Genomic DNA, 23570 nt, shown 5'->3' with positions numbered 1-23570 from the left:
GTTCCATGACCCTTGAGATCCCGGCCAGCGCCGCGCTCTGGTTCCTGCCCTTCGCCATTCCCGTCGGCCTCTGGGCGGCGTGGAACGACATGGCCTTCATGAAGATCCCCAACAAGTCGGTGATGACTTTGGTGGGGATCTACGCGGTGATCGGACCGCTGGCGCTGCCGTTCGATCTCTATCTCTGGCAATGGCTGCACCTCGTGGTGGTTCTGATTATCGGCTTCGTGATGAACATGGGCGGGTTGCTGGGGGCTGGCGACGCCAAGTTCGCCGCTGCCATGGCCCCCTTCGTCGCGCTCGGCGATGTCGGAACCCTTTGCTACCTCTTTGCCGCGGTCCTGCTTGCATCCTTTGTCTGCCACAGGGCGGCGCGAAGGATTCCCGCTATCCGCGGCGCAGTGCCCGACTGGGAGAGCTGGCAGCGAAAGAAGGACTTTCCGATGGGCCTTGCGCTTGGCGCGCTGCTTATCCTCTATCTTGCGCTCGGTGCGCTCTACGGCGCCTGAAGCTCCAGCAGGATGTAGCCTTCGGTGCGGTAGCGCTCCACCAGCCCGTAGCCTGCCGCATCCAGAGCATCGAGGGTGCTCGTCCGGGAACGGCGGTCCAGAGGGCAGAGCGGCACCACGATGTGGCTCGCGTGCTCGATCCCCGGCAGGCCGTCGTAGCGCCAGGGCGCGCCACCTTGGAGACGCGGAAAGTCCCCGAACAGCCAGTAGCTCGTGAGCAGGTCGGCCCCGTAAAGAGACGCGCCGGCAAAGCCTGCGGCCTCGATATCGCGGGCCATCCCATCGTAGATGGTGATCGTGCCGCCCGCCAACTCGCATTCCGGCAAGGTCTCGCCCAACAGGATCGCGGGCGGAACGGTTTCCTCGGGCTCTGGCAGATCGAGGCCGATCACCGGCCGTTCCACCGTTCCGGTCGGTTTGGCATTGCGGGACGTCAGGACAAAGATGTCGTCCTGCTTCTCGCTGCGCGGAAACATAGGCTGGTAATTCTCGGCGTTCGCGAAGAAGTGGCGGAACGGGCTGAATCCGAGGTTCAAGGCCGACGGCAGGCCCAGCATGAACACGGCGCAGCCCGCCAGCGCCAGCGCCTGGCGCATCTCCCAGCCGAAACCGTTGCGGGTGCCGGGTTCCGGGCGCAGGGCAAAGAGCAGCACGCCCAGAAGGTAGAGCCATTGCGGGTCGTTGCCGAAGTTCTGGTAGGTGACATAGAAGAAACCGGGCACCAGCAGAAGCAGCACCAGCCCGGCATCGTGCCGTCCCGCCTGTCGCAGCAGGACAACCGAGGCCAGCGCCGCAATGGACCCACCAAGATAGGCCGGCGCAGCAATCACGCCGTTGAACTCGTGACCCGGATGCGGCCGTGTTTCAGACCCGGTCACCGTCAGCAGATCGCCCAGATAGGCACCCCAGAAGGCCGGACCTGCCGCGAGCGTTACCGCAGCGACCACGCCAAGACCCGCGGCGACGGCAACCCCGAGCGCCGTCCAGTCACGCCGAAGCAGCAGCGCGACTACGATGGCCGGCAGGAAGGCCGCGACATAGGTGACCTTGATCAGCGCCAGCGCCGCGACGCTCAACCCCATCACGAGCCCGTCGGCAACGGAGGACTGGCGGTTCACCGGCGGCAGGATCGCCGTGGCTATCGCCATGAAGGCCAGCGCCCATGCCCAGCGGTTGTAATGCATCGAGACCGAGAGCGACGGCTGCGGTTCGCCATGCACCAGCGCCAGCGAAAGCCCAAGGCAGATCGCGCCGAACACGAAAGCCCAGCCGGTCTGCAGCCGCGAGGCACCAACCCACCAGATCGGCAGAAGAAACAGCCCCGCGACAAGCACCTGCGCGCCCAGCATCGCCATGCCGACGCCCCAGCCCAAACCGACCAGCGCGGCGATGGGCGCGGTCGCGAGCAGGCCGATCGGCGTCATGAAATCCAGGTGCGGCCATTCCCCGTCGGCCTGCCGCAACACGATGTCGATCAGATGCATCGTGTCGCCTTCGTGCTTGGCGATATAGAGCCCTCCCTTGGCGAGGAGCACGACACTCAGAACCGCCCAGGCGACAATCAGAACCCCCGCAAAAACGGCTGCACCCTGTCTCTGCATCACTGCTCTCTTTCCCTTTTTTGGCCACAATACCACGGCATGTTTCAGGCTGTCTGTGCAATGGCAGGCGTTAATGTCGAATTCCGGGCGAAAACGGCAAAAATGCATGAGGCAAATGGGCTGGTGAAGTCATGAATATGGATGTTGGAAACGTAATCGCTCCTCCCGCGCCCAGGCGCCTCGAGGAGATGAAGCTTCCTCTCGTGATGATGCGGGACATCATTCTCAAGACGATGTTCCGCAAGAACACGGAACAGGTGAGCGACCTGGCGCGGGCTGTCTGCCTGCCGGTTCCGGTGGCGCAGGAGCTCGTGGACCTGGCGCGCGATCAGAACCTGATCGAGGCGACCGGCACGCTGCTCGCGAACTCCGGCAACGAGATGGGATATCAGCTCACCGATGCGGGCAAGGCCCGCGCGCTCGATGCGCTGGCGCAGTCCGAATACTACGGGGCGATGCCGGTTCCGCTCGAGGTCTACTCTGAACAGGTCAAGCGCCAGTCGATCCGCAACATCCAGATCACCCGGGAGCAGCTGACCGGCGCGATGGGCCACCTCGTGCTGCCCAGCAACCTGCTCGACCAGCTCGGCCCCGCGGTCTCCGCCGGCCGCTCGATCCTGATGTATGGCCCGCCGGGCAACGGTAAATCGACCATCTCCAACGGCATCCGCGACGCGATGGGCGACAAGATCTACATCCCCCGCGCCATCGAATACGCGGGCCAGGTGATCACCGTCTACGACCCGATCGTCCACTCTGCGGCCGAAGAGCAGCTCGACGATCCGAATTCGCTGCGCCGGAGCTCCAACCGCTTCGATACGCGTTACGTGAAATGCGAGCGCCCGACCGTTGTGACGGGCGGTGAACTCTCGCTCTCCATGCTCGACCTGGTCTACAACCCGACCGCGCGCACCTACCAGGCGCCGCTGCAGCTCAAGTCCACCGGCGGCATCTTCATCGTGGACGACCTTGGCCGTCAGGCCGAGCCGCCACAGGCGCTGGTCAACCGCTGGATCGTTCCGCTCGAAGAAAGTCGCGATATTCTTGCCCTGCAATCGGGCGAGAAGTTCGAGGTTCCTTTCGACACGCTGGTGATCTTCTCCACCAACTTCCATCCCAACGAGATCTTCGACAAGGCGGCCCTTCGCCGGATCTTCTTCAAGATCAAGATCGACGGGCCAAACCAGGAAGACTTCCTCAAGATCTTCGCCATGGTGGCCAAGAAGCGGAAGATGCCGCTGGATCAGGACGCGCTGATCCACCTGCTCAAGAACAAGTATCCCACGATCGACAACATCTATGCGAACTATCAGCCGATCTTCCTGATCGACCAGATGATCGCCACCTGCGAGTTCGAAGGCATCCCGCGGCAGATGTCGCCGGAGCTGATCGACCGCGCCTGGGAGAACATGTTCGTGAAGCAGGAGCACATCGAACACTGACCCTTTCCGCGGCATTCCCGGGATGCTGCGGATTCCCCCGTTGTAAAATGCCTGCATCTGGTGGCAGCGGCGGCGCATGCCCCCTAGATTGGGCGCATGGAACACCCCCTGCCCCCGGTCTTTCAGAAATGGTTCGATGCCCGCGGCTGGAGCATCCACCCGCATCAGCAGGCCATGCTGGAACGGGCCGCGGCGCCCGCCCTGCTGCTCGTCGCGCCGACCGGTGGTGGCAAGACGCTGGCCGGTTTCCTGCCGACCCTCGCCGAGCTCTCCGACGGTGGCCACGAAGGGCTGCACACGCTCTATGTCTCGCCGCTCAAGGCGCTCGCGGCCGACATCAAGCGCAACCTCGCGACGCCGGTGTCGGAGATGGGCCTGCCGATCCGGATCGAGGACCGCACCGGCGACACCTCCGCCACCCGCAAGAAACGCCAGCGTGCCGACCCGCCGCACATCCTGCTGACCACGCCGGAATCCCTCGCGCTGCTGACCTCCTACGAGGACGCGCCGAGGATGTTCGCCGGCCTCTCCCGGGTGGTCCTCGACGAGATCCACGCGCTGGCGGAATCCAAGCGTGGCGACCAGCTGATGCTGTCGCTGGCGCGGCTGTCAAAAATCGCGCCGGGCCTGCGACGTGTCGGGCTTTCGGCCACGGTCGATGACCCGCAGGCGATTGGCCGCCTCATGGCGCGCCACCCCGATCCCGTGGAAATCCTCCATGCCGACCCCGGCCCCGCCCCCGACATCGCGATGCTGCACACCGAGACGCCGCCGCCCTGGGCCGGTGGCGGCGCGCGCTATGCGATTCAGGCCGTGCTCGAAGAGGTGCACCGCCATCGCACCACGCTGATCTTTCACAACACCCGGGCGCAGGCCGAGATCTTCTTTCACCACCTGTGGCTGGCCAACGAGGAGGGGCTGCCGATCGGCATCCATCACGGCTCGCTTTCCCGCGAACAGCGCGAGCGGGTGGAGGCGGCGATGGTCGCGGGAGAGCTTCGCGCCATCGTCTGCACCGGCTCGCTCGACCTCGGGATCGACTGGGGTGACGTGGACCTCGTGATCCAGGTCGGCGCGCCCAAAAACGTCAAACGCCTGGTCCAGCGGATCGGCCGCGCCAACCACCGCTACAATGCCCCTTCCAAGGCGCTGCTGGTGCCCGCGAACCGGTTCGAGATCGTCGAATGCCAGGCCGCGCTCGATGCCGTGCGCGAGCATGACCTCGACGGCGCCCCTCGCGGCCGCGGCCCGCGCGACGTGCTCTGCCAGCACATCCTGATCGCCGCCTGCGCCGCTCCCTTTTCCGCGGATGCACTGTACGACGAGATGACGACAGCCGGCGCCTACGCAGACCTGACCCGCTCCGAGTTCGATGCCTGCCTCGAGTTCTGCGCCACCGGAGGCTACGCGCTGCGCGCCTACGACCGTTGGCAGCGCCTGCAACAGCGCCCGGATTGCCTGTGGCAGCTCCGCGACCCACGCAGCACCCAGCGGATCCGCATGAATATCGGCACGATCCAGGACACCGACACGCTCAAGGTCCGCCTGCGCGGCCGCGGCGGCCAGCCCCTGGGCGAGGTCGAGGAGGCCTTCGCGGCCTCGCTCACCCCCGGCGACACCTTTCTGATCGGCGGACGGATCGTGCGCTACGAGGGGCTGAGGGAGATGACCGTCGAGGTCTCCCATCACGCCGCGCAGAAGCCCAAGGTGGCGGTCTTCGGCGGCACCAAGTTCGCCAGCTCGATGCGCCTGATGGACCGGATCCTCGCCATGTTCCGCCAGGGCGACTGGCCGGACCTGCCCGCGCATACCCGCGAATGGCTGCAGCTTCAGCGCGACGTTTCCCGCCTGCCGGAGCGCGACCGGCTGTTGGTGGAGAGTTTCCCGCATGACGGCAAGGCGCACAGCTGCATCTACGGCTTCGCCGGGCGCAACGCGCAACAGACCCTCGGCCTGCTTCTGACCCGCCGGATGGAGGATCAGGGCCTGCAACCGCTGGGCTTCGTCGCCACTGACTACGCCACGCTGATCTGGGGGCTGGAGCCGCTGCAGGACCCGGCGCCGCTCTTCGCCCGCAACACCCTGCTCGACGGGCTGGAAACCTGGCTGGCGGGCAACGCGGTCATGAAACGCACCTTCCGCACCAGCGCCACCATCGCTGGACTGATCGAACGCAATACCCCCTCGGCGCGCAAGTCCGGGCGGCAGGCGACCTTCTCCTCGGACATCCTCTACGACACATTGCTGAAATACGACCCGGACCACCTGCTGATGCAGATCACGCGGGAGGAGGCGATGCGCGGCCTAGTCGATTTCGGCCGGATCGAAGAGATGATCGACCGGGTCGGCGACCGCATCGACCACATGCGCCTGGACCGGATCACCCCGCTCGCCGCGCCGCTGCTGCTCGAAGTGGGCAAGGTGCCCGTCGCCGGCGCGGGACAGGAGCGGCTCGTCGCCGAGGAAGCCGCGCGCCTGATGAAGGAGGCCGGGCTGGAGATGTGAGCCGCCCGCCAAGACCGTGACCGCGCAAATCTGGCCAGGACAGAATCGGGGTATTTTTGCCAAGAAGATGCTGAGATCGCACCCATTCTTCTTGGCTCAAATACCCAGATCCCGGCAGCTCATCCGGGCGCGTCGCCGGATCAGAGCATCGACGGCACAACCAGATCCGGCGGGCGGTGGCCGTCGTCGAAGGTCTTGATGTTGATGATCACCTTCTCGCCCATCTCGATCCGCCCCTCGACCGTGGCCGAGCCCATCTGGGGCAGCAGCACCACGTTCTCGAGGTCGCGCAGGCGCGGGTTGATGTCCGTTCCGTGCTCGTAGACGTCGAGCCCCGCCCCGGCGATCTCGCCCGCCCGCAGCATCCGGGTGAGCGCGTTCTCGTCCACCACTTCGCCGCGGGAGGTATTCACCAGCACCGCGGAGGGCTTCATCAGCTTCAGGCGGCGTGCGTTCATCAGGTGAAAGGTGGAGGGCGTGTGCGGGCAGTTGATGGAGATCACGTCCATCCGGCTGACCATCTGGTCCAGGCTTTCCCAGTAGGTCGCATGCAGTTCCTCCTCGACCTGCGGACGCAGGCGCCGGCGGTTGTGGTAATGAACCTGCATTCCGAAGGCGTTGGCACGGCGGGCGACAGCCTGGCCAATCCGGCCCATTCCGAGGATGCCGAGCCTGCGGCCTCCGACCCGCCCACCGAGGAAGGCGGTCGGCGCCCAGCCTTCCCAGCGGCCAGCCTGCATCACCGCGAGCCCCTCCGGGATGCGCCGCGTGACGCCTAGAATCAGTGCCATCGCCATGTCGGCGGTGTCCTCGGTGGTCACGCCGGGCGTGTTGCTCACGAGGATCCCGCGCTGGCGGGCGGTCGAGACGTCGATGTTGTCGACCCCGGCACCGTAGTTCGCGATCAGCTTCACCCGTTCGCCCGCATGCGCCAGCATCGCCGCATCGATCTGGTCGGTGATCGTCGGCACGAGCACGTCGGCCCGCGTCATCGCCTCGATCAGCTCGTCGCGGGACATCGGCGTGTCATCGGTGCGCAACTCGGTATCGAACAGCTCGGTCAGCCGAGCCTCGACCACGTCCGGCAACCGTCGCGTGACGACAACACTCAGGCGTTCCTTCGGCATACTGACCCTCCTCACATCTTTCCAGCAATCCACGTCGCTGGCACATTGGCGAGCAAAACGGCGCGCGACAAGCGCCCCCCAGAAACGAGCGACAAAAAGACATGGGACGACAGGCAACCAGATCCCGATTCCGCGGGGTTTTCACCGCTATTGCGGCGATTCTGCTCGGAATGGCGATCTCGTTGCCACCGGCCCTGGCGCAGGAACAGGATTCGCAGGGCACGCGCGGGACGGTGACCAACCTGCCCCTACCCCGCTTTGTCTCGCTGAAGTCGACGGAGGGCAATGCCCGTCGCGGCCCGTCGCTGAGCCATCGGATAGACTGGGTCTACAAGCGCCGCGCCATGCCGCTGCAGATCACCGCCGAATACGGCCACTGGCGGCGGGTGCAGGATCGCGACGGCGCGGGCGGCTGGATGCATTATTCGCTGCTCTCGGGCGTCCGCACCGTTCTGGTGGAGAAGGACATGGCGGCACTGCACGCGCGACCGTCCGAGGATGCCGAGGTGCTGGCCAAGGTCCAGGCGGGTGTCGTCGCCCGGCTCGGGGAATGCACGCTGAACTGGTGCCGGATTACGGCCGGAGGCTCCCGCGGCTGGACGCAGAAATCGGCGCTCTGGGGAGTTTCGGCCGACGAGATCCGGGAATGACGCGCGCCGCGGGGCGCGGCGCGCGAAATGTCAGGCGGCGGTGTCGAGCCCCCGGCCCTTGAGCAGCGCCTCCACCCCCGGCAGACGCCCGCGGAAGGCGGTGTAGAGCACATCGGGCTCCTGCGAGCCGCCGGCGGACAGCACGTTTTCGAGCAGGGACGCCGCCACCGCGGGGTCGAACGGGCTGCCGGCTTCCTCGAAAGCGGCGAAGGCGTCGGCGTCCATCACCTCCGACCACATGTAGCTGTAATAGGCCGAGGCGTAGTAACCGCCGGAGAAGACGTGCGCGAAATGCGGCGTCGCGTGGCGCATTCGGATCGCCCGAGGCATGCCGATGCCTTCCAGCACCTCCGCCTGCTTCTGCATCGGGTCGGAAGGCGCGGAACCGGTATGGAATTCCAGATCGACGATGGCCGAGGCGATGAACTCCACGGTCTGGAATCCCATGTCGAAGGTCGCGGCGGCCAGCACCCGCTCCAGCATCTCCTGCGGCATCGGCTCGCAGGTCTCGGCGTGGGTGGCGAATTCCGCCAGCACCTCGGGCACTTCCAGCCAGTGTTCGTAGAGCTGGCTGGGCAGTTCGACGAAGTCGCGCGGAACCGATGTGCCGGAGATACTCTCGTAGGTCACGTCGCTCAACATCTGGTGCAGGGCGTGGCCGAACTCGTGGAAGAGCGTCCGCGCATCGTCGTAGGAGAGCAGCGCGGGCGCGCCGCCCGACGGTTTGGCGAAGTTGCAGACGTTGATGACTTGCGGGCGGATGTCGCCGGCGAGCTTCTGCTGGCTGCGCAGGGCGGAGCACCACGCGCCCGAGCGCTTGCCGGACCGGGCGAAGTAGTCGCCGATGAAGACCGCCAGGTGCTCGCCGTCGCGGGTGACCTCCCAGGCGCGGGCGTCGTTGTGGTGCAGCGGCAGGTCCAGCCGCGCAAACTCCAGTCCGAACAGCCGGTTGGCGCAGGCGAAGGCGGCCTCGATCATCCGGTCGAGCTGCAGGTACGGCTTGAGCTCTGCCTCGTCGAGGTCATGCTCGGCCTTGCGACGCTTCTCGGCATAGTAGCGCCAGTCCCACGGGCTGAGGGGCATCGCGCCGTTGTCCGCAACCAGCATCCGCTCCAGCCAGGCGGCATCGGCATCGGCGCGCGCCTTGGCGGGCTCCCAGACCGCCATCAGAAGCTCGCGCACGCGCTCCGGCGTGCGGGCCATCTCGGTCTCCAGCTTGTAGGCAGCGTAGGAGTCGTAGCCGAGCAGCTCCGCCTGCTCCGCCCGCAGGCGCAGCATCTCGGCGGCAATGGCGTGATTGTCGGTCTCGCCTCCGTTCGCACCGCGGGCGCACCAGGCCTCGTAGGCGCGTTCGCGCAGGTCGCGGCGGGGCGAAAATTGCAGGAAAGGAACGATCAGCGAGCGCGAGAGCGTCAGCACCGGGCCGTTCGCCCCCTTCTCCTCGCCTGCCGCGCGGGCGGCGTCCACGACGAACCCCGGCAGCCCTTCGAGCGCGGCCTCGTCAAGTTCCATGAACCAGTCGCGCTCGTCGGCGAGAAGGTTCTGCCCGAAGCTGGTGCCAAGCTGAGCCAGCCGGGTGTTGATCTCGCGCAGCCGCGCCCGGCCCGCCTCGTCCAGCGCCGCACCGGCGCGCAGGAAGCCGCGGTGGCTGAGGTAGAGCACCCGCTGCTGCTCCGGCGTCAGATCGAGCGTGTCGCGCTGCTGCCAGAGCGCATCGACCCGGGCAAAGAGCGACTTGTTAAGGGAGACATCGGTGGAATACTCGGCCAGCCTGGGCGAGAAATCGCGTTGCAGCGCCTCGCGGGCCGGGTTCGAATCCACGGATGCGAGCGTGTAGAAGACCGACAGGACGTCGCTCAGCTCCTTGCCGGCCAATTCAAGCGCCTCGATCGTGTTGCCGAAGCTGGGCGGCTCGAGGCAATCGGCGATGGCGTCGATCTCGGCGCGCGCCGCGGTCAGAGCCTGCTCGAAGGCCGGCGCGAAATCCTCGTCGGAGATCGCCGGGAAATCCGGGAGGTCGAAGGGGGCGGTGCGTTCGGCAAGCAGCGGGTTGGTCACGTCTCGGCTCCGGTCTGATGGGTCACGCGGAACCTAGTGCGCGCCGCCCCCGGTTGCCAGAGCTACTCGACCGTGATCGTGATCACCTCCGACACCACCGGCGGGTCATGCGGCACATGGTTCTGGTCTCCCAGGACCAGTTGCAGGGTATGCGCGCCCGGCGCCAGCTCAAGGGTGACCTCGGTCTGACCGCCGCCGAAGTGGATGTGGTTGTCATCAGCCGGCAGGCCCGCGGTGAGTTCGTCGGCCCCATCCGGTCCCTCGCCAAGCGGCGGGCGGTCGACGAGGATGTGGTGGTGCCCGGTGTTGGGCGCGTCCGTGCCGGCCGGCGCAACCTCCATTCCCTCCAGCCCGAAGGCGATGGTCACGGGCGAACTCACGGTCGCCCCGTCCTCGACATTGGCGAAAAAGACCCGCGCCCCCTCCGGCGACGGTGTGTCCTGGGCGATGGCCGGCGCCGCCGCGAGCATGACGGCAAGAAATAGTCCACGCATGGTATGTCCTCCCCATATCGCACGTGGCTGGAAGTATAGCGCGAACGGGGCGCGCCTCAAAACGCGCAGCAGGGGGTGAGGCCTATCCCGGCCGTCGGCGCAGGCGCTGTTCCAGCCGACGAAGGATCAGCGACAGCGACACCGTCATCAGCAGGTAGAGCAGCGCGACCACGTTGTAGGTCTCGAAATACCGGAAATTTCCGGCCGCGGTGACCTTGCCGAGCTGGGTGATGTCCATCACGCCAAGGACGGAAACGAGCGAGCTGTCCTTGATCATGGCGATGAAATCGTTGCCCAGCGGCGGCAGGATTGTGCGCATCGCCTGCGGGAAGACGATCAGCCGGAACCGCTGCCAGCCGTTGAGGCCGAGCGCCTTCGCCGCCTCGACCTGCCCCTCGTCGACCGACATGAGACCGGCGCGAAAGACCTCGGAGATGAAGGCGGAATAGCCGATCGTCAGCGCCATGATCGCGCGCCACAGCAGCGGGAAATCACGGGTGCGGATCGGCTCCATGCCAAGCCCCTCGAGCCCCCAGTTGACCGCGGCCACCAGCGCCGGCGCGATCACGAAGGCCACGTAGAGCAGCAGCACCAGGATGGGCAGCCCGCGCACGATCTCCACGTAGAAGCGGGCGCATTGGCGCAGCAGGGTGTTGCGGGAGAGCGAGGCCACCGCCAGCAGAAGCCCGATCACGCTGGCGGCGGAAAAGGCGACCACCGTGACGAAGATCGTGAGCCAGATACCGCGCGACAGGGTGGACAGGACCTGGCTGTAGAGATCGTCCGTCGCAATGCGCCAGAGAAAGAACGCGGCTATGCCCCCGGCGACCACCAGCCACCAGGGGAATTCCTTGCCGTCGTCCTTTGGGGGTGGAAGCATCGCGGCCTTTCGCATTCAGGTCCGCGATGCCCTCATCGCGGTCAGCCGCCCAACTTGTAGTCGAGGAACCACTTCTTGTTCAACGCGTCGAGCGTGCCGTCTTCTTTCATCTCGGCGATGGCGGCGTTGATCGGCTCCACGAGGTCGGAGCCCTTGGGGAAAATGAAGCCGAAATCCTCGGTGCCAAGCGGCTCGCCGATAATCTTGAGCTTGCCCTCGGAGGCGCTGACATAGCCCTGCGCGGCGGTGGAATCCGAAAGCGCGAGGTCGATGTCGCCGGTGCGCAGCGCCTGGATCGCGGCGCCGAAGGTCTCGAAGAGCTTCATGCGCGGGTTCTGCTCGTCGCCATCCAGAACGTCGTAGATCCCGACGTAGAAGGGCGTGGTGCCCGGCTGGGCGCCGATCAGGAGATCCTCGTTGGCGGCGAACTCGGTGTGATCTGAGAAGCGGTCCTCGTCGCCGGCCACGATCATCATCATCTCGGAGCGCAGGTAGGGAGCGGAAAAGTCTACCTTCTCGGCCCGGTCCTCGCGGATGGTGATGCCGGTCATACCCATGTCGTACTGCGCTTCGGACACGGCCGGGATCATCGCGTCCCAGGAGATGTTCTCGTAGGTCACTGTGATGTTCAGCCGCTCGGCGATCTCGGCCATCGCCTCGTATTCCCACCCGATCGCGTCTCCGGACGCCGGGTCGACGAATTGCAGCGGCGGATAGGCATTCTCAGTGACGACAACCACCTCACGCCCCCCGAGATCGGGGGTCTCGGCGAGGCTCGGCACGGCGCCGAGCGAGAGCAAAGCGGCCAGCGCCGCGACGGATCTGGTGAAGGGCATTACTGCCTCCCTGTTGTTGCGGGACGAGTATGGCGCAGCTTGCGCCACTGTCCAGACGGCGACGGCTCAGCCGCCGCAAACCGGGCAATCGGCACGCGGTTTCAGCGATATCTGCCGGGTTTCGCCGTAAAGGGCGTCGTAGATCAGCATCCGCCCGCGCAGCGGCTCACCGGCCCCCGAAAGCAGCTTGACGGCTTCCGCTGCCATCATCGCGCCTACCACGCCAGGCAAGGGTCCGAGAACGCCGGCCTCGGCACAGGTCGGGGCAAGGCCCGGTGCCGGCGCTTCGGGAAAGATGCATTGGTAACAGGGCGTTCCGCGTGCCGGGTCGAAGACGGAGATCTGCCCCTCCCACTGGCTGAGCGCGCCGGAGATCAGCGGGATGCCTGCAGCTGCGGCGGTGCGGTTCGCGAGGTAGCGGGTGTCAAAATTGTCTGTGCCGTCGAGGACGAGGTCATACTCGGCAAAGAGATCGGCGGCGATCTCCTCGGTCAGCCGACGATGGTAGGGCTTGATCGTCGTGAACGGGTTGCGCGCCGACATCGCCCGCGCCGCGGACAGCACCTTGGGCGTGCCCAGATCCTCGTCGCGATGCGCGATCTGGCGCTGCAGGTTCGAGACATCGACCTCGTCGTCGTCGATCACTCCGATGGTGCCAACCCCGGCTGCCGCGAGGTAGAGCAGCGCCGGCGAGCCGAGCCCGCCTGCCCCGATCACCAGAACCCGGGCCTCGCGCAGCTTCTTCTGCCCCGGCCCGCCGATCTCGCGCAGCATGATGTGGCGGGCGTAGCGGTCGAGTTCGTCGGTCTGGAAGGTCTTGCCCGATTGCGGCGCATCGTCCGCCGCTTCCGGCTGCGCCCGCCGCCGCAGCCAGCGCACGCCCCGGGAATAGCCCCAGGCCAGCGCCGCGAAGCCGCCGAAGAGGAGCCATGGGGCTGGCGACTCGCCGGTCGCCATGCGCAGCGGATGGCCGGCCGGCAGCAGGAGCTGCTCCGCCAGCACGCCCAGATATAGCACCCCGATCATCGTCCAGCGCAGGCGACGCGGCGCCGACATCACGGCGCCGATCCCCCAGATGATCGCGGCGAGGACAAGAACCAGAATCATCAGCCGCGCCCTGTGGAGCCAAAGCCGCCCGCACCGCGGGCGCTGTCACCGAGGGCTTCTGCAATCTCAAAACTGGCCTGCACGACCGGTGCCACGATTATCTGCGCCACGCGCTCGCCATGCCGGATCCGGTGCGGCTCGGCCCCGAGGTTCACCAGCAGGATGCCGAGCGGGCCGCGGTAGTCGCTGTCGATGGTGCCCGGCGTGTTGGGCAGGCTGATCCCGTGTTTCAGGGCGAGGCCGGATCGCGGGCGGATCTGCACCTCGTAACCGGGCGGGATCTCAAGTCGCAGGCCGCTGGGAATGATCCGGCGTTCCATCGGGGCCAGTTCGATCCCCTCGGCGCGATCCTCCGGCGGGAAGTTGGCGCGGATATCCGCACCTGCGGCCCCGGCGGTCTCGTAGCTCGGCAAGGCGACCTCCGGGTCGGCCCAGTCCTCGCGCAGCAGCTTGACGAGCACGCTCACGCCAGCGCCTCCGCGATCCGCTGTGCCAGTTGCCGGGCGACGGCGTCCTTGCCCATGCGTGGCCAGGTCTCCGCCCCCGCGTCGGAGATCAGCGTGACCTCATTCTCGCTGCCGCCCATGATCCCGGTGCCCTCCGACACGTCGTTGGCGAGGATCCAGTCGCAGCCCTTGCGCGCGCGCTTGGCGGTGGCATGGGCCACCACGTTATCCGTCTCGGCGGCGAAGCCTACGACGAGGGCGGGCCGGCCCTCCGTCAGGCCGGAGATCTCGGCAAGGATGTCGGGGTTCTCGGCGAACTCGAGCGCCGGCGGCGTGCCGCTGCCGTCCTTCTTCATCTTGCGATCCGCGGCATTGGCCACACGCCAGTCCGCCACCGCAGCGGCAAAGACGCCGGCATCGGCCGGAAGCGCCGCCATCACCGCATCGCGCATCTGCCGGGCGGTCTCCACCGAGACGACCTCGACCCCGGGCGGCGGAGGCACGCTTGCCGGTCCGGTGACGAAACTCACACGTGCACCGAGCGCGACGAGTGCCGCGGCAATTGCCGTTCCCTGCGCGCCCGAGGAGCGGTTGGCGATGTAGCGCACGGGATCGATCGGCTCGTGGGTCGGCCCCGAGGTGACAACCACATGGCGCCCGGCAAGCGGCCCGTCGGCGAGAGCCGCCTCCACCGCCGCCACGATGTCTGGCACCTCGGCCATCCGGCCGAAGCCGAATTCCCCGCAGGCCATCGCCCCTTCGTCGGGCCCGATCGTCCGGACCCCGTCGGCCAGCAGCGTGGCGAGGTTGCGGCGCGTCGCCGGATGCTCCCACATCCGCACGTTCATCGCAGGCGCGATCAGAACCGGCGTGTCGGTCGCCAGCAGCAGCGTCGAGGCCAGATCGTTGGCGTGCCCATGGGCCATCTTGGCCATCAGGTCCGCCGTTGCCGGGGCCACGACGATCAGGTCCGCCGAGCGGCTGAGCTCGATATGGCCCATTTCCGCCTCGTCTGTCAGGTCGAAGAGATCGCGGTAGATCTTCTCGGCGGCGAGCGCCGAGGCGCTGAGCGGGGTCACGAACTGTTCCGCCGCGGGGGTCAGCACCGGGGTCACGGCAAAGCCGCGGTCGCGCAGGCGGCGGATGAGATCGAGCGACTTGAAGGCCGCGATACCGCCACCGATGATCAGAAGGATGCGCCTCTGCGTGCTCATGTCCCGCCTTCCCCAGCTTTCCTGACCAACGGTTTAGGGGGCGCCAGCGGGGCTGGCAAGCAGCGGCGGCCGGCTCACCCCTTGCGGAACACCGCGCAAGGGTCCTCGCGCTCCGCCGGCTCGGTCACCAGCCAGGCATCATGCGGAACCTCGCCCGATGCCGCGTCGAACGGCGCCTCGAACTGGCCGAGTGTCACGACACGCAGTCCCGGCGCGGCGGCGGCAAGGTAGGCCGGCATGCCCCAGTCCCGCCGGGCATGGCCATTGCCGGTGATCACGGCCACCGGTCCGCCGGTTTCCTCCAGTGCCACCAGCGTCGTCTCGCTGAACCGTGCGTCGCGCAGGCGCTGTGCCTCGACCATTCCGCCGAGCATCTCCTCGGGGAGGGCGTTGCAATGAGCCTCCATCTGCATCGCCTCGCGTTCGGCCTGCTCCGCTTCGGGCAACGGACCGAGCCCATAGCGCTCGGCCTCGTCGCCAAAGACCTCTGCGGCGCTGCTGCCCATGGCCTCCATCAGGTCTTCCCGCGCCACCGCTGCGCCATAGATGCGCGCCTCCGGGGCCGCCAGCAGGATCGGATGGTAGAGTGAGAAATCGGGCCAGCCCGTCTCCGACCAGGCCAAGGCCTCGGCCAACGCCGCGCCATCCTCGCGCGCCATGTCGTTGGCAGTCTCGGCTTGTTCAGGGGTGAACATCTCGAACACGAGCGCTGCGGGCTGGATTGACCCGACCACCTCAGCCTGATTGGCGTGATGCGCAGGGTTGTCGTGCACCTCGCCTAGGATCACCACCGGGGCGTCGGCAGGATCGAACACCTCTACGCTCCCGACGTCTCCAGCCAAGGCCTGACCGGCGAGCAGGGTGAAACACAAGGGGGTCAGCGACAGCTTCATGCCAGCAACTGATACACCTCCGGGCTGTTGCCCTCTAGCGTCTTGCGCATCTTTGCGAAGGCCGCGGCCTCCAGCTGGCGGACACGCTCCTTGGAAAGCCCAAGCTCGACACCGAGCGACTCCAGCGTACGCGGCTCGTCCCGGAGCTTGCGCTCGATCACGATGAACCGCTCGCGTTCCGGAAGATCCTGCAACGCGGCCTGGAGCCACCCGCGCAGCGTTTCCTGATCGCGATCGACTTCGACAAGGTCTGCGGCGCACGGCCCGTCGTCTTCAAGGGTCTCGACCCACTCCCGCCCCTCGTCATCCGAGGATTGCGTGGCGTTTAGCGAGAAATCACCTCCCGACAGCCGGCCCTGCATCATCTCGACGTCCTTCAGCGGCACACCGATCTCCGTGGCGATCTGCTGACGGAGCTGGTGGCCGTCGAGAGGCGCGCCCTCTGCCTCCGCCTCGCGCTCGAGCCGAGCCTGAACCCGGCGCAGGTTGAAGAAAAGCGCTTTCTGGCTGGAGGTGGAACCGGTCCGCACCAGCGACCAGTTCCGCAGCACGTGATCCTGGATCGAGGCTTTGATCCACCAGACCGCGTAGGTCGAGAATCGAACGCCCCTGTCCGGGTCGAACTTGTCGGCAGCCTTCATGAGACCAAGCGCAGCTTCCTGGATGAGGTCGTTCATGGGTGCGCCGTAGCGGCGATACTTGGAGGCCATGGAGATCGCCAGCCTCATGTAGGCAGTGACCAGACGGTGAAGTGCCTCGGTGTCTCGCCTGTCCCGCCATGCGCGAGCGAGATCCAGTTCGGTCTCGGCGTCCAGAAGTTCCGCCGACATCGCGCGGCGGGACAACGTCATATCACGGGTTTGATCGAGTGGCATGGTCTCCCCTCCGTCATGCTTCGCAGGCGTTCTCATCTCTCTTGTGTTCTGTTACGGAAGGCGTCGGAAGTCGGATCAAAATAAAACGGAGCGGCCGGAGATGACGGGACTGACCCTGGTTCTGGGGGGCGCGAGCTCCGGCAAGTCGGACTGGGCCGAGCGGCTGGTGGGAACCACCGGGCTGCCGAAGGTCTATGTCGCCACCGCGCAGGCCTTCGATCCGGAGATGGAAGCCAAGATCGCCCGGCACCGCAGCGATCGCGGCGGCGGCTGGCAGACAATCGAAGCGCCGCAGATGCTGACCGAGGCGCTCTCCAGCCTGCCTGACGGCCATGTCGCCCTGCTCGACTGCGTCACCATGTGGCTGAGCAACCGTCTGCTTGCGGATGCGCCGCTGGAGGAGGAGATCCCGGCGCTGCTCGACGCGCTCGACACCTGCAATGTGCCCGTAGTCGTCGTCTCGAACGAGGTCGGCTTGGGGATCGTGCCGGACAACGCCCTGTCGCGCCGGTTCCGGGACCTGCAGGGCCGGCTCAATCGGCAGATCGCGGAGCGTGCCGACCGGGTGGTCGCGGTGATGGCCGGGCTGCCGCTCGTGCTTAAGGGAACGCTTCCGGAAACCGCCACATGGTAAGGTGGTGGTGGGTGCGCCACGGCCCGACGGGACGGCGCGACATGAACGGCTGGACGGACGTCCCCGCCGACCTCTCCGACACCGACCGGCTGGACCGGCTGGCGGACTTCCTGCCGGCGGAGGCCACGGTGATCTCTTCGGATCTCACCCGCGCCATCACCACCGCCGACCGCCTCCAGCGGGACCGCGCGCGGTTGCCCAACGAGGCCGGGCTGCGGGAGATCAACTTCGGCGCCTGGGAAGCGCGCAGTTTCGACGATGTGCAGGCCGAGGATCCGCGCCTGGTGCGCCGCTACTGGGAGAGCCCGGGCGACGTGCACCCGCCCGGCGGTGAAAGCTGGAACGACCTGTCGCACAGGGTCGGCAAGGTCGTGGACTGGCTCACCGGGGAGGCGGGGGACATCATCGCCGTCGCCCATTTCGGCACCATCCTGACCCAAGTCCAGCGCGCACGCGGCTGCACCCCGACCGAGGCGCTCGCCCAGGAGATCGACGCGCTGTCCGTCACCTGCCTCGTCTGGAACGGCCAGGGCTGGTCCGTCGATCTGGTCAACCACCACCCCTGACCCGGCGCGCATCCGCCGCCCGGGACGATTGGCCTCAGATTGGCATGGACCGGAGCGGTGATCTTCTTTACGCCAAGGGGCGTTCAGTCAGCGCGGGATCCCCCGCGGAGGTGCATCGTGACGTATGAGTTGTTCATCGGGAGCCGGGCCTATTCCTCTTGGTCGCTACGTGGCTGGCTGCTGTTCGAGCGGTTCGGATTGACCTGTAAGGTCCGCAAGGTGGACTTCCTCGAAGCCGGCGTCGCGGAGCAACTGGAAGCCGTTCCGCCGGCCCGCACCGTGCCGACCCTGCGCATGACCGACGGGACGATCCTCTGGGATTCGCTCGCGATCGCCGAGGAACTGGCAAGCCGTCATCCCGAGGCCGGCCACTGGCCCTCCGACCCCACCGCCCGCGCCATCGCCCGCTGTCTCGCCGCCGAGATGCACAGCGGGTTCACCGCACTGCGCAGCCAGTGCCCGATGAACCTGCAGGCCGCCTATTCCGAAGCGCCGGTGCGCGGGGACCTGCAGGCCGATCTCGATCGGATCGAGCAGATCTGGGACCACGCCCGCACGAGCCTCCGCCCCAAAGGCCCGTGGCTCTGCGGAGATTATTCGATCGCCGACGCGTTCTACGCTCCGGTTGCGGCGCGGATCGCGGGCTATGGCCTGCCGGTCTCCGAGGCCGGCCAGGCCTATGTCGCGGCCCATCTGGCCGACCCCGCGTTCCGGCGTTGGCGGGCGATGGGGATCGCGGAGGGCACCGACCTGCCCTGGTACGACCGCGACTACCCGCTGGCCGACTGGCCCGGACCGGAACCGATCCCGGCGCGGGCGGTCGATGCGGGGCCGTCGATTAACGAGACCTGCCCCTATTCCGGCGATCCGGTAACCGACTACGCCGAGATCGCCGGCCGTGTCATCGGCTTCTGCAACCCGTTCTGCCGCGACAAATCCGTCGCCGATCCGGCGGCTTGGCCGCAGCTGGCCCCTCTCATTAAGACTATGTAAACCATCCTGCCCGCATCCTCGGCCGACTTTGTCGAAACGAGGCGTTAGATGGTTGCGCGGGCGCATACGGTGGCCTTCGAGGGCGTGGAAGCCCGGCCCGTCGAAGTGCAATGCGCGATCAGCGCTGGCATCCCGGCCTTTTCCATCGTTGGCCTGCCGGACAAGGCGGTGAGCGAGGCCCGAGAGCGCGTGCGGGCGGCGCTCGGCGCGATGGCTGTCGCCCTGCCCTCCAAGCGGATCACCGTCAATCTCTCGCCCGCGGACTTGCCCAAGGAAGGATCGCATTTCGACCTGCCGATCGCGATGGCGTTGCTCGCGGCGCTGGAGATCGTCCCGGCCGACCTCGTCGAACAGACCGTAGCCCTTGGAGAGCTGTCGCTCGATGGCGACCTGGTATCGGTCATCGGCGCGCTGCCCGCCGCGATGACCGCCGCCGAGGACGGCCGCAGCCTGCTCTGCCCGGCGTCTTGTGGCCCCGAAGCGGCCTGGGTCGATGCCGTGCAGGTCATTGCACCGGCCTCCCTTACCGCCGCCGTGCGCCATTTCACCGGCCAGACGCCCCTCGCCCCGGCCAGCGCCGGAGAGGTCGTCACCACCGGCAACCTGCGCGACTTTCGCGACGTGAAGGGCCAGGAGCGCGCCAAAAGGGCGCTGGAGATCGCCGCGGCCGGCCGCCATCACGTTCTGCTCGTCGGCGCGCCGGGCGCTGGCAAGTCGATGCTCGCGGCTCGGATGCCCGGCATCCTGCCGCCGCTCTCGCCGGCCGAGGCGCTCGAAACCTCGATGATCCACTCGCTGGCCGGCCTGCTGGACGAAGGCGGCATTTCCCGCGACCGGCCGTTCCGGGAGCCGCATCACACCGCCTCGGTCCCGGCCATCGTCGGCGGCGGCCGCGGTGCGAAACCGGGGGAAATCTCGCTCGCCCACAACGGCGTCCTGTTTCTCGACGAACTGCCGGAGTTCCCGCGACAGGTGCTCGAGACCCTGCGCCAGCCGATCGAGACTGGCGAGGTCGTGGTCGCCCGCGCCAATGCCCATGTGCGCTACCCATGCCGCTTCCTGCTGGTCGCCGCCGCAAATCCCTGCCGCTGCGGCCATCTTGCCGAACCGGGCCGCGCCTGCGCCCGCGCGCCCGCTTGCGGCGAGGATTATCTTGGCCGGATCTCCGGGCCGCTGCTCGACCGGTTCGACCTGCGCATCGAGGTGCCGCCCGTCGCCTTTTCGGACCTCGACCTGCCGGAGGCCGGGGAAGGATCGGCAGAGATCGCGGCCCGGGTATCTCGCGCCCGCGACGTCCAGACGGAAAGGTATGCAGAAGCCTCGGGCGTGCGCGTCAATGCCGACGCCGAAGGCGGCCTGCTGGAGCAATCCGCACGCCCCGATTCCGAGGGCCGCGCGCTCCTGCAGAAGGTCTCGGACCGCTTCGGCCTGACCGCGCGCGGCTACCACCGGATTCTGCGTGTCGCACGCACCATTGCCGACCTCGATGGAAGCGCAGAGGTGCGTCGGCCCCATGTCGCCGAAGCCGTTTCCTTCCGTCTCAGCAGCGCACTTGCGGGATAGCGCCCCGCAGCCGCGTCCCGGATCAGTGCTGCTCGATGAACCGCGCCACCGAGCCGATGCATTCGCGCGCCTCGGGGATGTAGCCGTCGAAGATCGGCCAGATATGCGGCACGTCCTCCCATTCGTTCAGCTCGACCATGCCTCCGGCATCCCGAAGATGCGCCGCCATGCGCCGACTGTCGTCCCTCAGCATCTCCGTCGTGCCGACGTGCAACTGAACCGGCGGCGGCGCGTCGTAAAACGAGTAGAGCGGCGAGATGCGCGGATCATCCGCCGGCAAATCGCCCAGCGCCAGTTCGCTGGCGCGCTGCAGTCGGGCCGCCGGCAGGAACGGATCGCGCTCCGCATTCTCGACGACGCTGGGGCCGGAAAGTCCGAGGTCGACCCAAGGCGAAAAGGCGAAAACGGCCGCGGGCCGCTGCCCTTGCGCGCAGAGCCAGGCCAGCAGCGACAGCGCCAGCCCCCCGCCGGCGCTGTCGCCGCCCAGAATGATCCGGTCCGACGAGTAGCCGAGCTCCAGAAGGCGCGCATGCGCGCGGCACGCATCGTCGAACGCGGCGGGCGCGGGATGCTCGGGCGCCAGCCTGTAGGCCGGCGCTGCGATGGGAAGGCCCGTCACTCGAGAAAGACGCCCCATGATGCTCAGGAAGTTCTCCGGTCGGCCCGCGATATAGGCGCCCCCGTGGAAGTAGAGGATCACGCGCACCTGCGACACCGGTCCGGAACTGACCCAGTGGAGGACGGGCTCGCCCGCCGATCTCTGATGCAGCAGGTAGGGCGGGCGGCGCAGGAAACGCGCCGACATTCGGTCGAGGTCGCGCCGTGCCTCGGCGATCGAGGAGGTTGCAGCGAGCCTGGGCTTGACCACCCGGCGCAGCGCCGCGTTAAGGAGCCGGAGCCTCCGGCTCACACCGCCCGCCGCGCCTCGATCGCCTGCCAGATCTTCTCCGCGACGTTGATCCCGTCGAAACGCTCGAGCTCCTGGATCCCGGTGGGAGAGGTCACGTTGATCTCGGTCAGGTAGTCGCCGATCACGTCGATGCCCACGAAGATCTGGCCGCGCTCCCGCAACAGCGGACCGATGGCCGCGCAGATTTCCCGGTCGCGCTCGGTCAGCGCGATCTTCTCGGGCCGCCCGCCGACATGCATGTTCGACCGCGTCTCGCCCTCCGCGGGCACCCGGTTGATCGCCCCAACCGGCTCGCCGTCCACCAGAATCACGCGTTTGTCGCCATTGCTGACGTCGGGAATGAACTTCTGGGCGATAAGCGGCTCGCTGCTCAGCGAGGCGAACAACTCATGCAGGGATGCCAGGTTGCGGTCGTTCGGGTCCAGCCGGAACACGCCGGCACCGCCGTTGCCGTAAAGCGGCTTGAGGATGATGTCGCCATGCTCCTTCTTGAAGCGCCGCAGGTCTGGCAGGTCACGCGCGATCATCGTCGGAGGGATCAGGTCGGGGAACTGCAGGACGAGCAGCTTCTCGGGGCAGTTGCGGACCCAGAACGGGTCGTTGGCCACGAGGACCTTCGGCGACAGCCACTCGAGGATGTGCGTGGTCGTGATGTAGCCCATGTCGAACGGCGGGTCCTGCCGCAGCCAGACGACATCCATTTCACCGAGGTCGAGCTGCACCTCGGGGCCGAGCGTCACGTGATCGCCCTGGACCCGCCGCACCGTCATCGCCTGTGCCCGCGCCATGACGCGGCCGTCCTGCCAGGTCAGCCGCTCGGGGGTGTAGAAGAACATCTCGTGACCGCGAGCCTGGGCTTCCTCGGCCAGCCGGAACGTGCTGTCCGCGTCGATATTGACCCCGGTCACCGGGTCCATCTGAAAGGCAATTCGCAGTGGCATTGCAGGCGCTCCCCGTAAGCTTTCCGACTTCATCGCCGATGTGCCCGGAGGAGGCAACCGCTCGCGTCAGGCGCCGAAGGCATTCTCCAGCACGCGCAGCCCGCCGCGGGCATCGACCAACGCAACGTCGAACCGCATCTCGGTAAGTTGTCCGTTCGGCATCCGGCCGATGTATTCGGATGCGGACGCCACGATCCGCTCCATCTGGCGCGGCGTGACCCGTTCCACGGCGCGTGCGAAATCCCGCGCCTTCTTGACCTCGACAAAGATCAGGCCATCGCCATCGCGGACGATCAGGTCGATCTCGCCGCCGCGCCCGCGCCAGCGCCGTTCGACCACTGGAAGACCGGTTCCCGCGTAGTGACGCTCGACGATGTCCTCCGCCGCGAGCCCGGCATGGTAGGACACCGAACCGCTCATCCCTCGTCCTTTCCTTCCTGCTTCATCTGCAAGGCCATCTGGTAGACGTCCCGCCGTTTCAGACCATAGACACCGGCCAGTTCCGCCGATGCTTCCTTCACCGTCAGCCTGCCGAGCGCCTCGCGCAGCGCGGCCTCGACGTCTTCCGGCGCCGCCTCCCGGTGCTGCGCTCGGTCGATCACCAGAACGATCTCTCCCTTCAGGGACCGCTCCGACAGCCTTTCCGCGAGGTCCGCCAAGGTTCCCCGCTCGACCTCCTCAAATCGCTTGGTCAGTTCCCGGCAGACCGCTGCCTCGCGATCCCCGCCGAAACTCTGGACCAGTTCCCCTAACAACCGGCTAATGCGCTTGGGCGATTCGAACAGAAGCAGCGTGGCGTCGCTGCCTGCGAGCCCGTCGAGCCAGCTGCGGCGCGCCCCTGCGGCGGCCGGCGGGAAACCGGCAAACAGGAACCGGTCGCTCGGGAGGCCGGAGAGGGTGAGCGCCGCGAGCACGGCCGAAGGGCCCGGTGCGCAGGTCACCATGACCCCTGCCTCGATCGCGGCGCGTCCGAGCTGGTAGCCCGGGTCGGCGACGAGCGGCGTTCCAGCTTCTGACACATAGGCGATGGAGCGCCCCTCCTGCGCCATCCGCAGCAGGCGTGGCCGCTGGCTGGCGCCGTTGTGGTCGTGGTAGGCCACCATCGGCCGTCCGCCGAGGGGAATGCCGTGCAGCTCCATCAGGTGACGCGCGGTGCGGGTATCTTCGGCTGCGATCACGTCCGCGGAGGCGAGAATGTCGAGGCCGCGCAGCGTGATGTCGCGGGCCGTTCCGATCGGCGTCGCGACGAAATGAAATCCCGCCGGCAAGGTCTCCAAGCGAAACACCGGTGCCTGTTCTGTGTGAGACATTTACTTGCGACCCTCC

General features: G+C 67.3%; 23 protein-coding genes. 8 read left to right on the top strand and 15 right to left on the bottom strand.

Annotated features, from left to right (window positions below; genetic code table 11):
- The first annotated feature begins 5 nt into the window (after positions 1–5).
- Entirely contained in the window at positions 6–509 is a 504-nt protein-coding gene (locus ACFQ2S_RS11235; RefSeq protein WP_386074548.1) for a prepilin peptidase, read from the top strand.
- Here ACFQ2S_RS11235 and ACFQ2S_RS11230 read toward each other — a convergent pair.
- Complete coding sequence (locus ACFQ2S_RS11230) at positions 497–2110, bottom strand: glycosyltransferase family 87 protein (protein ID WP_386074547.1); 1614 nt, start codon at positions 2108–2110, stop codon at positions 497–499. The genes ACFQ2S_RS11235 and ACFQ2S_RS11230 overlap by 13 nt on opposite strands.
- Before the next feature lie 131 nt (positions 2111–2241).
- Here ACFQ2S_RS11230 and ACFQ2S_RS11225 point away from each other — a divergent pair, with 131 nt between their 5' ends.
- On the top strand, positions 2242–3552 hold the full coding sequence (locus tag ACFQ2S_RS11225) for an ATPase (protein ID WP_386074546.1): 1311 nt from the start codon (positions 2242–2244) through the stop codon (positions 3550–3552).
- Between the two features lie 96 nt (positions 3553–3648).
- Positions 3649–6057, top strand: coding sequence for a ligase-associated DNA damage response DEXH box helicase (locus tag ACFQ2S_RS11220; RefSeq protein ID WP_386074545.1), 2409 nt, complete (start codon positions 3649–3651; stop codon positions 6055–6057).
- Between the two features lie 140 nt (positions 6058–6197).
- Here the strand turns inward: ACFQ2S_RS11220 and ACFQ2S_RS11215 are convergent, their stop codons facing one another.
- Positions 6198–7184 (bottom strand): 2-hydroxyacid dehydrogenase, encoded by a 987-nt coding sequence (locus tag ACFQ2S_RS11215; RefSeq protein ID WP_386074544.1) that lies wholly within the window; start codon positions 7182–7184, stop codon positions 6198–6200.
- A 101-nt stretch (positions 7185–7285) separates the two neighbouring features.
- On the opposite strand from ACFQ2S_RS11215, the gene ACFQ2S_RS11210 reads away from it, so the two are divergent.
- The gene (locus tag ACFQ2S_RS11210; protein ID WP_386074543.1) at positions 7286–7834 is read left to right on the top strand and encodes an SH3 domain-containing protein; all 549 of its coding nucleotides are present in this window, start codon (positions 7286–7288) and stop codon (positions 7832–7834) included.
- A gap of 30 nt (positions 7835–7864) precedes the next feature.
- Here ACFQ2S_RS11210 and ACFQ2S_RS11205 read toward each other — a convergent pair whose 3' ends face one another.
- The 9 genes from ACFQ2S_RS11205 to ACFQ2S_RS11165 form a co-directional block, all read right to left on the bottom strand.
- A complete protein-coding gene (locus ACFQ2S_RS11205) occupies positions 7865–9892 on the bottom strand; it encodes a M3 family metallopeptidase (RefSeq protein WP_386074542.1) in 2028 nt (675 codons plus the stop codon).
- Between the two features lie 62 nt (positions 9893–9954).
- On the bottom strand, positions 9955–10386 hold the full coding sequence (locus tag ACFQ2S_RS11200; RefSeq protein ID WP_089234382.1) for a DUF4399 domain-containing protein: 432 nt from the start codon (positions 10384–10386) through the stop codon (positions 9955–9957).
- A gap of 82 nt (positions 10387–10468) precedes the next feature.
- Positions 10469–11266, bottom strand: a complete 798-nt coding sequence (locus ACFQ2S_RS11195) for an amino acid ABC transporter permease (protein WP_386074541.1) — start codon at positions 11264–11266, stop codon at positions 10469–10471.
- Between the two features lie 41 nt (positions 11267–11307).
- Positions 11308–12102: a transporter substrate-binding domain-containing protein gene (locus ACFQ2S_RS11190; protein ID WP_386074540.1), complete on the bottom strand. Its 795-nt coding sequence runs from the start codon at positions 12100–12102 to the stop codon at positions 11308–11310.
- Positions 12103–12168: 66 nt separating this feature from the next.
- Entirely contained in the window at positions 12169–13209 is a 1041-nt protein-coding gene (locus ACFQ2S_RS11185; protein ID WP_386074539.1) for a HesA/MoeB/ThiF family protein, read from the bottom strand.
- The gene (gene dut, locus ACFQ2S_RS11180; RefSeq protein ID WP_386074538.1) at positions 13209–13676 is read right to left on the bottom strand and encodes a dUTP diphosphatase; all 468 of its coding nucleotides are present in this window, start codon (positions 13674–13676) and stop codon (positions 13209–13211) included. Before dut ends, ACFQ2S_RS11185 begins: the two co-directional genes overlap by 1 nt.
- On the bottom strand, positions 13673–14869 hold the full coding sequence (gene coaBC, locus ACFQ2S_RS11175) for a bifunctional phosphopantothenoylcysteine decarboxylase/phosphopantothenate--cysteine ligase CoaBC (RefSeq protein ID WP_386074537.1): 1197 nt from the start codon (positions 14867–14869) through the stop codon (positions 13673–13675). The genes dut and coaBC overlap by 4 nt, the downstream gene beginning before the upstream one ends.
- A gap of 74 nt (positions 14870–14943) precedes the next feature.
- Positions 14944–15762, bottom strand: a complete 819-nt coding sequence (locus ACFQ2S_RS11170) for a ChaN family lipoprotein (RefSeq protein WP_386074536.1) — start codon at positions 15760–15762, stop codon at positions 14944–14946.
- Positions 15759–16637: an RNA polymerase factor sigma-32 gene (locus ACFQ2S_RS11165; RefSeq protein ID WP_386074535.1), complete on the bottom strand. Its 879-nt coding sequence runs from the start codon at positions 16635–16637 to the stop codon at positions 15759–15761. Before ACFQ2S_RS11165 ends, ACFQ2S_RS11170 begins: the two co-directional genes overlap by 4 nt.
- Before the next feature lie 100 nt (positions 16638–16737).
- Between ACFQ2S_RS11165 and cobU the strand changes: the two genes are divergently transcribed.
- The 4 genes from cobU to ACFQ2S_RS11145 all read left to right on the top strand — a co-directional run bounded on the left by cobU (position 16738) and on the right by ACFQ2S_RS11145 (position 20393).
- A complete protein-coding gene (gene cobU / locus ACFQ2S_RS11160; protein WP_386074534.1) occupies positions 16738–17271 on the top strand; it encodes a bifunctional adenosylcobinamide kinase/adenosylcobinamide-phosphate guanylyltransferase in 534 nt (177 codons plus the stop codon).
- Entirely contained in the window at positions 17265–17837 is a 573-nt protein-coding gene (locus tag ACFQ2S_RS11155; protein ID WP_089234391.1) for a histidine phosphatase family protein, read from the top strand. The genes cobU and ACFQ2S_RS11155 overlap by 7 nt, the downstream gene beginning before the upstream one ends.
- A 117-nt stretch (positions 17838–17954) precedes the next feature.
- Positions 17955–18830 (top strand): glutathione S-transferase, encoded by an 876-nt coding sequence (locus ACFQ2S_RS11150; RefSeq protein WP_386074533.1) that lies wholly within the window; start codon positions 17955–17957, stop codon positions 18828–18830.
- Positions 18831–18878: 48 nt separating this feature from the next.
- Complete coding sequence (locus ACFQ2S_RS11145; protein ID WP_386074532.1) at positions 18879–20393, top strand: YifB family Mg chelatase-like AAA ATPase; 1515 nt, start codon at positions 18879–18881, stop codon at positions 20391–20393.
- Positions 20394–20415: 22 nt separating this feature from the next.
- Here ACFQ2S_RS11145 and ACFQ2S_RS11140 read toward each other — a convergent pair whose 3' ends face one another.
- From ACFQ2S_RS11140 to rsmI, 4 genes are all read right to left on the bottom strand, one after another.
- A complete protein-coding gene (locus ACFQ2S_RS11140; RefSeq protein WP_386074531.1) occupies positions 20416–21303 on the bottom strand; it encodes an alpha/beta hydrolase in 888 nt (295 codons plus the stop codon).
- The gene (gene gshB / locus ACFQ2S_RS11135) at positions 21300–22244 is read right to left on the bottom strand and encodes a glutathione synthase (protein ID WP_386074530.1); all 945 of its coding nucleotides are present in this window, start codon (positions 22242–22244) and stop codon (positions 21300–21302) included. The genes ACFQ2S_RS11140 and gshB overlap by 4 nt, the downstream gene beginning before the upstream one ends.
- A 66-nt stretch (positions 22245–22310) precedes the next feature.
- Entirely contained in the window at positions 22311–22664 is a 354-nt protein-coding gene (locus ACFQ2S_RS11130; protein ID WP_386074529.1) for a YraN family protein, read from the bottom strand.
- Positions 22661–23554, bottom strand: a complete 894-nt coding sequence (gene rsmI / locus ACFQ2S_RS11125; RefSeq protein WP_386074528.1) for a 16S rRNA (cytidine(1402)-2'-O)-methyltransferase — start codon at positions 23552–23554, stop codon at positions 22661–22663. The genes ACFQ2S_RS11130 and rsmI overlap by 4 nt, the downstream gene beginning before the upstream one ends.
- Positions 23555–23570 lie beyond the last annotated feature (16 nt).

Source organism: Tropicimonas aquimaris, assembly GCF_042676185.1.
Classification (GTDB): Bacteria; Pseudomonadota; Alphaproteobacteria; order Rhodobacterales; family Rhodobacteraceae; genus Tropicimonas; species Tropicimonas aquimaris.
The sequence above is the reverse complement of the archived record's forward strand: the minus strand, read 5'-3'. Positions and strand labels throughout refer to the sequence as shown.

Bases quoted from the DNA above. Each gene is read 5' to 3' on its own strand.
- ACFQ2S_RS11235 (WP_386074548.1), top strand. From the start codon at position 6: ATGACCCTTGAGATCCCGGCCAGCGCCGCGCTCTGGTTCCTGCCCTTC.
- ACFQ2S_RS11230 (WP_386074547.1), bottom strand. From the start codon at position 2,110: ATGCAGAGACAGGGTGCAGCCGTTTTTGCGGGGGTTCTGATTGTCGCC.
- ACFQ2S_RS11225 (WP_386074546.1), top strand. From the start codon at position 2,242: ATGAATATGGATGTTGGAAACGTAATCGCTCCTCCCGCGCCCAGGCGC.
- ACFQ2S_RS11220 (WP_386074545.1), top strand. From the start codon at position 3,649: ATGGAACACCCCCTGCCCCCGGTCTTTCAGAAATGGTTCGATGCCCGC.
- ACFQ2S_RS11215 (WP_386074544.1), bottom strand. From the start codon at position 7,184: ATGCCGAAGGAACGCCTGAGTGTTGTCGTCACGCGACGGTTGCCGGAC.
- ACFQ2S_RS11210 (WP_386074543.1), top strand. From the start codon at position 7,286: ATGGGACGACAGGCAACCAGATCCCGATTCCGCGGGGTTTTCACCGCT.
- ACFQ2S_RS11200 (WP_089234382.1), bottom strand. From the start codon at position 10,386: ATGCGTGGACTATTTCTTGCCGTCATGCTCGCGGCGGCGCCGGCCATC.
- ACFQ2S_RS11195 (WP_386074541.1), bottom strand. From the start codon at position 11,266: ATGCTTCCACCCCCAAAGGACGACGGCAAGGAATTCCCCTGGTGGCTG.
- ACFQ2S_RS11190 (WP_386074540.1), bottom strand. From the start codon at position 12,102: ATGCCCTTCACCAGATCCGTCGCGGCGCTGGCCGCTTTGCTCTCGCTC.
- ACFQ2S_RS11185 (WP_386074539.1), bottom strand. From the start codon at position 13,209: ATGATTCTGGTTCTTGTCCTCGCCGCGATCATCTGGGGGATCGGCGCC.
- coaBC (WP_386074537.1), bottom strand. From the start codon at position 14,869: ATGAGCACGCAGAGGCGCATCCTTCTGATCATCGGTGGCGGTATCGCG.
- ACFQ2S_RS11170 (WP_386074536.1), bottom strand. From the start codon at position 15,762: ATGAAGCTGTCGCTGACCCCCTTGTGTTTCACCCTGCTCGCCGGTCAG.
- ACFQ2S_RS11165 (WP_386074535.1), bottom strand. From the start codon at position 16,637: ATGCCACTCGATCAAACCCGTGATATGACGTTGTCCCGCCGCGCGATG.
- cobU (WP_386074534.1), top strand. From the start codon at position 16,738: ATGACGGGACTGACCCTGGTTCTGGGGGGCGCGAGCTCCGGCAAGTCG.
- ACFQ2S_RS11155 (WP_089234391.1), top strand. From the start codon at position 17,265: ATGGTAAGGTGGTGGTGGGTGCGCCACGGCCCGACGGGACGGCGCGAC.
- ACFQ2S_RS11145 (WP_386074532.1), top strand. From the start codon at position 18,879: ATGGTTGCGCGGGCGCATACGGTGGCCTTCGAGGGCGTGGAAGCCCGG.
- gshB (WP_386074530.1), bottom strand. From the start codon at position 22,244: ATGCCACTGCGAATTGCCTTTCAGATGGACCCGGTGACCGGGGTCAAT.
- ACFQ2S_RS11130 (WP_386074529.1), bottom strand. From the start codon at position 22,664: ATGAGCGGTTCGGTGTCCTACCATGCCGGGCTCGCGGCGGAGGACATC.
- rsmI (WP_386074528.1), bottom strand. From the start codon at position 23,554: ATGTCTCACACAGAACAGGCACCGGTGTTTCGCTTGGAGACCTTGCCG.